7 protein-coding genes are annotated in these 11577 nt (G+C 71.3%); 5 read left to right on the plus strand and 2 right to left on the minus strand.

Annotation, left to right across the window (positions count from 1 at the left end):
* Window positions 1-91 precede the first annotated feature (91 nt).
* The 4 genes from RBJ77_RS47135 (at window position 92) to RBJ77_RS47150 (ending at window position 5562) form a co-directional block, all read left to right on the plus strand.
* Window positions 92-1282 (plus strand): CaiB/BaiF CoA transferase family protein, encoded by a 1191-nt coding sequence (locus RBJ77_RS47135; RefSeq protein WP_372350603.1) that lies wholly within the window; start codon window positions 92-94, stop codon window positions 1280-1282.
* A gap of 394 nt (window positions 1283-1676) precedes the next feature.
* Window positions 1677-3023 (plus strand): hypothetical protein, encoded by a 1347-nt coding sequence (locus RBJ77_RS47140; RefSeq protein WP_372350604.1) that lies wholly within the window; start codon window positions 1677-1679, stop codon window positions 3021-3023.
* Window positions 3024-3225: 202 nt separating this feature from the next.
* The gene (locus RBJ77_RS47145; RefSeq protein ID WP_372350605.1) at window positions 3226-4728 is read left to right on the plus strand and encodes an MFS transporter; all 1503 of its coding nucleotides are present in this window, start codon (window positions 3226-3228) and stop codon (window positions 4726-4728) included.
* Between the two features lie 117 nt (window positions 4729-4845).
* Entirely contained in the window at window positions 4846-5562 is a 717-nt protein-coding gene (locus RBJ77_RS47150) for a dienelactone hydrolase family protein (protein ID WP_372350606.1), read from the plus strand.
* Between the two features lie 54 nt (window positions 5563-5616).
* On the opposite strand, the gene RBJ77_RS47155 is transcribed toward RBJ77_RS47150, so the two are convergent.
* Both RBJ77_RS47155 and RBJ77_RS47160 read right to left on the minus strand, forming a co-directional pair.
* On the minus strand, window positions 5617-7578 hold the full coding sequence (locus RBJ77_RS47155) for a M13 family metallopeptidase (protein ID WP_372350607.1): 1962 nt from the start codon (window positions 7576-7578) through the stop codon (window positions 5617-5619).
* A gap of 99 nt (window positions 7579-7677) precedes the next feature.
* Window positions 7678-9897: an NADP-dependent isocitrate dehydrogenase gene (locus tag RBJ77_RS47160; protein ID WP_372350608.1), complete on the minus strand. Its 2220-nt coding sequence runs from the start codon at window positions 9895-9897 to the stop codon at window positions 7678-7680.
* Window positions 9898-10152: 255 nt separating this feature from the next.
* Between RBJ77_RS47160 and RBJ77_RS47165 the strand changes: the two genes are divergently transcribed.
* Complete coding sequence (locus tag RBJ77_RS47165; protein ID WP_372350609.1) at window positions 10153-11541, plus strand: MFS transporter; 1389 nt, start codon at window positions 10153-10155, stop codon at window positions 11539-11541.
* The last annotated feature ends 36 nt before the right edge of the window (window positions 11542-11577 follow it).

Raw genomic sequence — 11577 nt, forward strand, 5'->3', positions numbered from 1 at the left:
GGGGCGCCGGTGGCCGAGGGCGGCCGCGCCACGCCGGTCACCGTCGCATACGGTGCACGACGACACGCCGTACGAGCACGGAGGATGCCCCATGGCCGCCGCCCACCTGCCCCTCGCGGGCATCACCGTCGTCAGTCTCGAACAGGCGGTGGCGGCGCCGTTCGCCACCCGGCAGCTGGCCGATCTGGGCGCGCGGGTGATCAAGGTGGAGCGGCCCGGCGAGGGCGACTTCGCGCGCCGCTACGACGAGACGGTGCACGGGCAGTCCAGTCACTTCGTGTGGCTGAACCGCTCGAAGGACTCGGTGACGCTCGACGTGAAGACGCCCGGCGGCCGTGAGGTCCTGGAGCGGCTGCTGGCCGGCGCCGACGTCTTCGTGCAGAACCTCGCGCCGGGCGCGGCGTCCCGACTCGGCCTGTCCGCGGGCGAGTTGGCCGAGCGCCACCCGTCCCTCGTGGTCTGCGACATCTCCGGCTACGGCGCGGACGGGCCGTGGTCCGACCGCAAGGCCTACGACCTGCTCGTGCAGTGCGAGACGGGCGTCGTGTCGGTGACGGGCACGCCCGAGGCACCCGCGAAGGTGGGCATCGCGATCGCCGACATCGCGGCCGGCATGTACGCGTTCTCCGGCATCCTCACGGCGCTGTACGAACGCCGGGCCACGGGCGTCGCGCGCGCGGTCTCGGTCTCCCTCTTCGAGGCGCTGGCGGAGTGGATGGGGTATCCGGCCTACTACACGGCGTATTCGGGTGCGCAGCCGCCGCGGGTCGGCGCCGCGCACGCGACGATCGCACCGTACGGGCCCTACGCCGCGGCGGACGGTGCGACGGTGCTCCTGGCGATCCAGAACGAGCGCGAATGGGCCTCCTTCTGCGCGGAGTTCCTCGACGACGCGCCCCTGGCGACGGACCCGCGGTTCCACCGCAACTCGGCGCGCGTGGCCCGCCGCGCCGAACTCGACGCGATCGTCACGGCCCGCTTCGCCGAGCTCACCGCCGACGAGGCGGTCGCGGTCCTGGACCGCGCCAAGGTCGCGAACGCCCGGCTCAACACGGTCGCTGACCTGCTGGACCATCCGGTGCTGGCCGGCCGCGACCGCTGGCGCGACGTGCCCACCCCCGGCGGCCCGGTCCGCGCCCTGCTGCCCCCGGCGACGCTGACCGGCGTGGCGCCGCGGATGGACCCGGTCCCGGGCGTGGGCGAGCACACGGAGGCGGTCCTGACAGAGCTGGGCTACGCCGCGGAGGCGATCGGCGCGCTGCGGGACGCCGGAGCCGTCTAGCGGGGGCGGGCCGGGGGTGCCGGCGGCCGGTGCCCGCGGTCGGTGTGCGGTCCGTGCGCGCTCCGTATGCAGTCCGTGTGCAGTCCGTGCCCGGTCCGTGTCCGGGAAGCGGGGCCGTTCGGCCCCCCAGGAGGGACATTCGGCCCCACCTCACCGGTGCGCCCCCCTGAGATGCTGCTGCGCAGAGCCTCCCGTGCCCTCGCTCTCCCGCCGCGGCGCACGGTCGAGGCCCGGGTCCGCCGGTCGTCGGAGGGGGAGCCTCGAACGGCGGACCCGGCACGGGGGGGCGGCGCGCCCATACGCCCGACGAGGCAACTCGCGCGCAAAACACCCCAATCGGAGCGATAAAGTATCGCGTCAACCTTCACGCGCCCGATCACCCAGGAGTACCTACGTGACCGTAGCCATCGACTCGTCCGCAGCAGCCGTCCCGTCCGGCGACGACGACGCCCTGGACGCGCCCGCCGTGGAGCCGACGCCCGCGACGGACGTACCCGAGGCGCGCCTGTCCAGCCCTGACGCCACGGACGCCCCTGCCGCCACTGCCGCCACGGACGAGGAGACGGCCGAGCCGGGGGACACCGCGCACACGTGGACCCCGTCGACCGGCACCACCGACTCCCCCGCCGAGAACTTCTGGCAGCCCGGCCAGGCGGAGGACGAGAACCAGGCCCCCCAGCACGACGCGGAGGCCGAGGACTCCACAGACGCCGACGACGCCGAGGACGAGGCCGACCTCGCCACCGCGGACGTACCGGAGTCGATCACCCGGGACGCGCACGAGTTCGGCGTCTACGCCCGTACCGGCGGCTGGGCCTTCGCCCTGAAGGTCGCGCGCAGCGTGCGGCCGGGCGGCCAGCCGGCCGGCGAGTCGCCGAAGGTCTCGGCGCGGCGGTTCGCCGCGCTCGCGGGCTGCTCGGCCGAGCGCGTGATGCGCTTCTACAAGGCGTGGGACAGGGCGGCGGACGACGGCCTGGTGCCGCAGTTCGAGGCCCTGGCGCCGGGCGCGGACGTCGAACTCCCGGACGCCGACGTCTGGTTGTCGTACTACGTCTCGCGCAACAGCGCGACGTCGGTGCGCGGTCAGGCGATCACCGAGGCCGCCGAGGCGGAGGGCATCCGGCCGACGAAGGCCCTGGAGGTAGCGGAGAACCCGACGGCCCTGCGGGCCGCGATCCTCGCCGACCCGGGCACCGCGGAGGCCGCCCGCAAGGCGCTGATGGACCGGCTGGGCGAGGACCCGGTGCTCCGGTCGGGGCTGGCCCGCGACATCGTGCGCGCCGACGACCTCAAGAAGGCGGTGGCCGAGGAGTCCAAGACCGGTGACCGGCTGGAGTACGTGCGGAGGATCGCCGAGGAGGGCCAGGTCAAGACGCCGGCGGGCCAGAAGATCGAGGCTCCGCAGCAGCTGCGCGAGGAGGCCGAGCGTCACCTCTCGCTCATCGACGAGCTGGACGAGGGCGAGGAGGCGGGCGAGTGGGCCCGCGAGGCGTACGACACCGTGCGCACGCTCGTCGCCGAGACCGTCGAGAAGGACCCGGAGCTGCGGGTCCAGGAGCGGCGCGCGAAGTTCTACAGCAGCCTGCAGAAGGCGACGAAGGCCTTCGAGGAGCTGACCTTCGACGACGTCGAGGAGATCGACGACATCGTCGAGGACGACATGGTGCGCCGTCTGGAGGAGCTCCAGGCGGCGATCTCCGCGGCCCTCACCGCGCTGCAGAAGGCGCGCACCGGCGCCTGACCCGCATCGATCGATGCCCGGCACTCCCCCGTGGGGTGCCGGGCATCACCGCGTCCTGGGCCTGTTACCTCGGTCACCCCACTAGCGAAACGTTGCCGTTTCGCTAGGAGAGGGCTTACGCTCGTCGAGGGTTCGGAACGAAACCGTTTCGTTCACTTACTCGTCATCTTCGCACGGCTCCCGCTTCCCTGGAGTGACCCTCATGTCCCAGACCTCGCTGGCCGAGGACACCAGCACCCCGCGCGTGACCGACGCCCACGGCGTCTCCCGCAAGCGGTGGTGGATCCTCGGCATCATCGGCATCGCCCAGCTGATGGTCGTCCTCGACGCGACCATCGTGAACATCGCGCTGCCCTCCGCCCAGCAGGACCTCGGCTTCACGGACGGCAACCGGCAGTGGATCGTCACCGCCTACGCGCTGGCCTTCGCCTCCCTGCTGCTGCTCGGCGGCCGCATCGCCGACCTCTTCGGCCGCAAGCCCGCCTTCCTCGTCGGTGTCGCGGGCTTCGCCGGCGCCTCCGTCCTCGGCGGCGCGTCCACCAGCTTCGGGATGCTGGTGACGGCCCGCGCGCTGCAGGGCGTCTTCGGCGCCCTGCTCGCACCGGCCGCGCTGTCCCTGCTCAACACGACGTTCACCGACGCCAAGGAACGCGCGAAGGCGTTCAGCGTCTACGGCGCGATCGCCGGCGCGGGCGGTGCGGTCGGGCTGCTGCTCGGCGGCGTCCTGACCGACGCGCTCGACTGGCGCTGGACCCTGTACGTGAACGTCGTCTTCGCGGTCGCCGCCTTCATCGGCGGCTGGCTGCTCCTGGGCAACCACCGCGACGCCGCGGGCGCCAAGCTCGACCTGCCCGGCACGCTGCTCGTCTCGGCCGGTCTGTTCTCCCTGGTGTACGGCTTCTCGAACGCCGAGACGCACGACTGGAGCTCGCCGCAGACCTGGGGCTTCCTGGCCGCGGGCGCCGTCCTGCTGAGCGCGTTCGCCTGGTGGCAGACCCGCGCGAAGCACCCGCTGCTCCCGATGCGCGTCCTGCTCGACCGGGACCGGGCCGCCTCGTTCGTCGCCGTCCTGATCACCGGCGCGGGCATGTTCGGCGTGTTCCTCTTCCTCACGTACTACCTGCAGCTGAACCTCGGCTTCAGCCCCACGAAGACGGGCGTCGCGTTCCTGCCGATGGTCGCCGCGATGATGGTCATGGCGCAGGTCTCCACCACCGTCCTGGTGCCCCGGATCGGCCCGAAGATCGTCATTCCGGCCGGCTTCGCGATCGCCGCGGTCGGCATGGCCTGGCTGACCGGGATCGGCCTGGACGCCGGGTTCGCCACGCATGTGCTGCCGCAGCTGATCCTGATCGGCGCGGGTCTGGGCGTCGTGATGCCGCCCGCCATGGCGCTCGCCACCAGCGGGATCGCGCCCGAGGACGCGGGCGTGGCCTCGGCCACGGTCAACACCATGCAGCAGGTGGGCGGTTCGATCGGCACCGCGCTCCTGAACACCCTCGCGGCGAGCGCGGCCACCAGCTACCTCGCGGGCCGCAACCCTGCCGACAAGCTGACCCAGGCGCAGGCCACGATCGAGAGCTACACGACCGCGTTCTGGTGGTCGGCGGGCTTCTTCGCCGCCGGCGCGGTCATCGCCTTCCTCCTGTACCGGCGCGGGGCCGGGCAGCAGGATCCGGACGCGGCCCCGGTCGTCCACATGTGACGACCGCCCGCACCGGCCGCGGGGCCGCCGTCCTCAGGGAGACGGCGGCCCCGCCTCTTCGCGTCGCGGGCCGTGGTGGCAGTGTGGAAGGTGATCATCCAGTACAGGAGGCACCTCGTGTCGGAATCCCCCCGTTCCACCGGCCGTCCCGCCCACCAGAACGTCACGTTCGACAGCAACGGCACCCCCGCACACGGCTATCTCGCGCTGCCGCCGCAGGGCAGCGGCCCCGGCGTCATCGTCATCCAGGAGTGGTGGGGCCTGACCGACCACATCGCGGACGTCACCGACCGGCTGGCCGCCGAAGGCTTCGTGGCGCTCGCCCCCGACCTCTACGGCGGGAACGTCGCGCACGACTCCCAGGAGGCGTTCCGCCTGATGCGGGAGCTGCCCGTGGAGCGCGGCGTCGAACTGCTCGCGGGCGCGGTGGACCACCTGCTCGCCCTGCCCGAGGTCACCTCGGACACGGTCGGCGCGGTCGGCTTCTGCATGGGCGGCGGCTTCGTCCTCTACCTGGCGGCCAAGGACCGGCGGGTGACCGCGGCCGTCCCGTTCTACGGCGTCATCCAGGGCGAGGTGCCGGACTTCTCGAACCTCGCGGCGCAGATCCTCGGCCACTACGGCGAGCGGGACGAGTCGATCCCGCTGCCGACGCTCGACGGCCTGCGCGCCACCATCGAGAAGCAGTCCGGCGTCACGGCCGACTTCCGCGTCTACCCGGCGGACCACGCGTTCTTCAACGACGGCCGCCCGGAGGTCCACGACCCGGAGGCGTCCGCACAGGCGTGGACGGCGACGGTCGATTTCCTCAGGTCCAGCCTCTCCGGCAGCTGAGCCCCAGGCGCGGGGCCGGACGGCGTCCACCGTCCGGCCCCGCGCGGACTCACGTCACCAGATGCGCACCCGGTCCGCCGGGTCGAGCCACAGGCCGTCACCGTCCCGCGTACCGAACGCGTCGTGGAACTCGTCCAGGTTGCGCACGATGTTCGCCCGGAACTCCGGCGGCGAGTGCGGGTCGATGGTCAGGTACTGCTGCTCCTGCTCCTTGCGCCGCTTGGTGCGCCAGCAGTAGGCCCAGTTCATGAACAGCCGCTGGGACCCGGTGAGTTCGTCCTCGGTGGGCACCGGGGCGCCGGCCAGCGCGATCAGGTAGGCGGTGTGCCCGATGGTGAGGCCGCCGAGGTCGCCGATGTTCTCGCCGACCGTCAGCGAGCCGTTGACCCGCTCGCCGGGCAGGTTGCGCGGCTCGAACCCGTCGTACTGCGTGACGAGCGCCTTCGACTTGGCTTCAAAGGCGGCCTTGTCGTCGGCGGTCCACCAGTCGTTGAGATTGCCCTGGCCGTCGTACTGCGCGCCCTGGTCGTCGAAGCCGTGGCCGATCTCGTGGCCGATCACGGCGCCGATCCCGCCGTAGTTCTCGGCGGCGTCCGCGTCCGGCGCGAAGAACGGCTTCTGCAGGATGCCGGCCGGGAAGCAGATCTCGTTCGTGCCCGGGTTGTAGTACGCGTTCACGGTCTGCGGCAGCATGAACCACTCGTCGCGGTCGACCGGCGCGCCGATCTTCGCCATCTGCCGGTCGTGCTCGAAGGCGTCGGCCGCGTACGCGTTGGCCAGCAGGTCGTCGGAGACCACGGTCAGCGCGGAGTAGTCGCGGAACCGGTCCGGGTAGCCGATCTTCGGGCGGAACGTGGCGAGCTTCTCGTACGCCCGCTCCTTGGTCTCGTCCGTCATCCAGTCGAGCGCGCCGATGGACTGCCGGTACGCCTCCAGCAGGTTCGCGACGAGTTCGTCCATGAGCGCCTTGGACGCCGGCGGGAAGTGCCGCGCCACGTACTCCTTGCCGACGGCCTCGCCGATGGAGCCCTCGACGAACTGGACGCCGCGCTTCCAGCGGGCGCGCAGCTCCGGGGTGCCGTTGAGGGTGCGGCCGTAGAACTCGAAGTTGTTGTTCACGAACGCCGCGGACAGGTACGGCGCGCTGGAGCGCAGCACGCGCGCGTACAGCCAGTCGCGCCACTGCTCGACGGGCACCTCGGTGAGGACCGTCGACAGGTGTGCCAGGTAGGACGGCTGGCGTACGCAGGACTCGGCGAGGGTGGTGTCGTTGCCGCCGAGCGCGTCGACGTACGCGCGCCAGTCGAACGCCGGGGCGAGCGTGGTGAGTTCGTCGAAGGTCGTGAGGTTGTACGTCTTCTGCACGTCCCGCGTCTCGGCCCGCTCCCAGTGTCCCTCGGCGAGCCGGGTCTCCAGGGCGAGGACGGTGCGCGCGGCCGCGGCCGGGTCCGGGTGCTCGCCGAGCGTGAGCAGCTCGGTCAGGTACGCCTCGTACTTCTCGCGGGTCTCGGCGAACTTGTCGTCGCGGTAGTACGACTCGTCGGGCAGGCCGAGGCCGCCCTGGAGGATGTTGAAGAGGTAGCGGTCGGAGTCGCGGTCGTCGGAGTCGATGTACGAGCCGAACAGGCCGGAGCCGCCGGTGCGCTCGAAGCGGCCGAGGAAGGCCGCGAGCTGCCGCACGTCACCGAGGTGCGCGACCTCGTCGAGGAGGGGACGCACGGGGTCGAGGCCGCGGGCCTCCACCGCCTCCTCGTCCATGAACGACGCGTACAGGTCGGCGATCTTGCGTGCCTCGGCGTCGTCCAGGCTGGTGGAGCCGCCCGCCGCGATCTCCTGAATGATCTCCTTCACCTGCTGCTCGGCGACGTCCACGAGCTGCACGAAGGGGCCCCAGCTGGAGCGGTCGTCGGGGATCGGCTCGGTCGCCAGCCACTGGCCGTTGACATGGCCGAACAGGTCGTCCTGCGGTCGGATCGCCGGGTCCATGCCCGGGCGGGCGTCATCCAGAGTGCTCATCGACGCAGCCTACCCAGGTCAGCGATGTGATATAGCAGCGGAGACGACACATCGCCCCGCCCGGTGCGGGACCGGACGGGGCGATGACGGTCGGACGGCTCAGGCGAGGGTCGCCAGGGCGTCGTTCAGCGTCTGCGACGGACGCATGACCTTGGCGGCCTTGGCCGGGTCGGGCTGGTAGTAGCCGCCGATGTCGGCCGGGGAGCCCTGGACGGCGATCAGCTCGTCGACGATCTTCTGCTCGTTCGCGGCGAGCACCTCGGCGAGCGGGGCGAAGGCCTTGGCGAGCTCGGCGTCGTCGGTCTGCTTGGCCAGCTCCTGGGCCCAGTACAGGGCGACGTAGAAGTGGCTGCCGCGGTTGTCGATGCCGCCGAGGCGACGGGTCGGCGACTTGTCCTCGTTGAGGAACGTGCCGGTGGCGCGGTCCAGGGTCTCGCCGAGGACCTTCGCACGGGCGTTGTCCGTGGTGGTGGCGAGGTGCTCGAAGGAGACGGCCAGGGCCAGGAACTCACCGAGGGAGTCCCAGCGCAGGTAGTTCTCCTTGACGAGCTGCTGGACGTGCTTCGGGGCGGAGCCGCCGGCGCCGGTCTCGAAGAGGCCGCCGCCGTTCATCAGCGGGACGACCGACAGCATCTTGGCGCTGGTGCCGAGCTCCAGGATCGGGAAGAGGTCGGTCAGGTAGTCGCGCAGCACGTTGCCGGTGACCGAGATGGTGTTCAGGCCCTGGCGGATGCGCTCGACGGAGAGCTTGGTGGCGTCCTCCGGGGAGAGGATCCGGATGTCCAGGCCCTCGGTGTCGAACTCCGGCAGGTACTGCTCGACCTTCTTGATCAGCTGGGCGTCGTGGGCGCGGCCCTCGTCCAGCCAGAACACGGCCGGGTCACCGGTGGCGCGGGCGCGCGTGACGGCGAGCTTGACCCAGTCCTTGATCGGGGCGTCCTTGGTCTGGCAGGCGCGGAAGATGTCGCCCTCGGAGACCGTCTGCTCCAGGACGACGTCGCCGGCCTGGTTCACCAGGCGGACGGTGCCGGTCGCCGGGATCTCGAAGGTCTTGTCGTGGGAGCCGTACTCCTCGGCCTTCTGCGCCATGAGGCCGACGTTCGGGACGGAGCCCATGGTCGACGGGTCGTAGGCGCCGTTGGCGCGGCAGTCGTCGATGACGACCTGGTAGACGCCCGCGTAGGAGGAGTCCGGGATGACGGCGAGGGTGTCGGCCTCGGCGCCGGCCTTGTCCCACATGTGGCCGGACGTGCGGATCATGGCCGGCATCGAGGCGTCGATGATGACGTCGGACGGCACGTGCAGGTTGGTGATGCCCCGGTCGGAGTCGACCATGGCCAGGTCCGGGCCCGCGGCGAGCTCGGCCTCGAAGGACGCCTTGATCTCGGCACCGTTCGCCAGCGACTCCAGGCCCTTGTAGATGCCGCCCAGACCGTCGTTCGGGGTCAGGCCGGCGGCGGCCAGGTCCGCGCCGAAGCGGGCGAAGGTCTCCGGGAAGAACGCGCGCACGACGTGACCGAAGATGATCGGGTCGGAGACCTTCATCATCGTGGCCTTCAGGTGCGCGGAGAAGAGGACGCCCTCTTCCTTGGCGCGGGCGACCTGGGCGGTCAGGAACTCGCGCAGGGCGGCGACGCGCAGCACGGCGGCGTCGACGACCTCGCCCTCGAGGACCGGTACGGACTCGCGCAGCACGGTGGTCGTGCCGTTGTCGGCGACGAGCTCGATGCGCAGCTGGTCGGCGGCGGGGAGCACGGCCGACTTCTCGGTCGAGCGGAAGTCGTTGACGCCCATCGTGGCGACGTTGGTCCTGGACTCGGGGGTCCAGGCGCCCATGCGGTGCGGGTGGGCCTTGGCGTAGTTCTTCACCGAGGCGGGGGCGCGGCGGTCCGAGTTGCCCTCACGCAGGACCGGGTTCACGGCGGAACCCTTGATCTTGTCGTAGCGGGCGCGGATCTCGCGCTCCTCGTCCGTCTTCGGCTCGTCCGGGTACGCGGGCAGCGCGTAGCCCTGCTCCTGCAGCTCGGCGACGGCCGCCTTCAGCTGCGGGATGGACGCCGAGACGTTCGGCAGCTTGATGATGTTGGCCTGCGGCGTCTTGGCCAGCTCGCCGAGCTCCGCGAGGGCGTCGGGGATGCGCTGGCCCTCCTCCAGGTACTCGGGGAACACGGCGATGATGCGGCCGGCCAGGGAGATGTCACGGGTCTCCACGCGCACACCGGCGGTGGACGCGTAGGCCTCGATGACCGGCAGGAAGGAATACGTCGCGAGGGCCGGGGCCTCGTCAGTGTGCGTGTAAATAATGGTCGAGTCAGTCACCGGGGGCTCCGCTCCACGTCTTCCATGTCGTCGGCATTCTCAGATTGCTCGACATCAAGATATCTCGTGACCGCCCCATCTTCGAAAGGGGCCCGCCCCCAAGATCGCCGGACTGATCCGCGGCCTGCGAGCAGTGCAGATCAACCACAGCCGCGCGCCAAAGTATGGTGCCCCACCACATGTGCCACTGACCTGCGCCTTCCTACCTTGTGGCGACACCCACCGTCCCCAGCCCTTCATCAGGAAGTGGTGCACATGGCCTCCGCAGCAACCGCTCCGCCAACGCCCGCGCATCTCAAGCGCATCGTGGCGGCGAGCCTCATCGGCACCACGATCGAGTGGTACGACTTCTTCCTGTACGGCTCCGCCGCCGCGCTCGTCTTCAACAAGCTCTTCTTCCCCGACTCCGACCCGCTCGTCGGCACCCTGCTCTCCTTCCTGACCTACGCCGTGGGATTCGCCGCCCGGCCGCTGGGCGCCCTGGTCTTCGGGCACTACGGCGACCGGCTCGGACGCAAGAAGCTCCTGGTGGTCAGCCTGCTGATGATGGGCGGTGCCACGTTCGCGATCGGTCTGCTGCCCACCCACGCCACGGTCGGGACGGCCGCTCCGGTGCTGCTGACGGTGCTCCGCCTCGTCCAGGGCTTCGCCCTCGGCGGCGAGTGGGGCGGCGCGGTGCTCCTGGTCTCCGAGCACGGCGACGCCGAGCGCCGCGGCTTCTGGGCGTCCTGGCCGCAGACCGGCGCGCCCGCGGGACAGCTGCTCGCCACCGGCGTGCTGTCGGCGCTCACCGCGCTGATCTCCGACGCCGCCTTCACCTCGTGGGGCTGGCGCATCCCGTTCCTCATCTCCGGGGTGCTCGTGATGGTCGGCCTGTGGATCCGTCTCTCCGTCGACGAGTCCCCCGTGTTCAAGGACGCGCTGGCCCGGTCCGAGCAGCGCAAGGCCGCCCAGGGCGACGTGGTCGAGAAGATGCCGCTGGTCGCCGTGTTGCGCCACCACTGGCGTGACGTGCTCGTCGCCATCGGCGCCCGCATGGCCGAGAACATCAGCTACTACGTCATCACCGCCTTCATCCTCGTGTACGCGACGGAGCAGGCCGACGTCTCCAAGCAGACCGCGCTCAACGCCGTCCTCATCGCGTCCGCCGTCCACTTCGCCGTCATCCCGGCCTGGGGCGCCCTGTCCGACCGGGTCGGCCGGCGTCCCGTGTACCTGATCGGCGCGGCCGGTGTGGGCCTGTGGATGTTCCCGTTCTTCGCGCTCATCGACACCGGGGGCTTCGGCAACCTGATCCTCGCCGTCACCGTCGGCCTCGTGCTGCACGGCGCCATGTACGCCCCGCAGGCCGCCTTCTTCTCCGAGATGTTCGCGACCCGGATGCGCTACTCCGGCGCGTCGATCGGCGCCCAGTTCGCCTCGGTCGCGGCGGGTGCGCCCGCCCCGCTGATCGCGACCGCGCTGCTCGCCGAGTCCGGCGGCTCCACCTGGATCTCGCTGTACGTGATCGCGGCCGCGGTGATCACGCTGATCGCCGTCGCCGTGGCGAAGGAGACCCGTCACCGGGACCTCGCCGACGTGGACGGCGAGGACGGGCTCGGTGCGGCGCCCGTCGACCGCACCGCGGACGCCCACCGCGTCTGACCGACCGGACCCGCTCAGCCCCACTCAGTCCGGTCA

The organism is Streptomyces sp. KL116D, from assembly GCF_030766975.1.
Classification (GTDB): Bacteria; Actinomycetota; Actinomycetes; order Streptomycetales; family Streptomycetaceae; genus Streptomyces; species Streptomyces longispororuber_A.

Excerpts from the sequence above, each read along its gene's own strand:
- RBJ77_RS47165 (WP_372350609.1), top strand. The coding sequence starts at position 10,153 with ATGGCCTCCGCAGCAACCGCTCCGCCAACGCCCGCGCATCTCAAGCGC.
- RBJ77_RS47145 (WP_372350605.1), top strand. The coding sequence starts at position 3,226 with ATGTCCCAGACCTCGCTGGCCGAGGACACCAGCACCCCGCGCGTGACC.
- RBJ77_RS47135 (WP_372350603.1), top strand. The coding sequence starts at position 92 with ATGGCCGCCGCCCACCTGCCCCTCGCGGGCATCACCGTCGTCAGTCTC.
- RBJ77_RS47155 (WP_372350607.1), bottom strand. The coding sequence starts at position 7,578 with ATGAGCACTCTGGATGACGCCCGCCCGGGCATGGACCCGGCGATCCGA.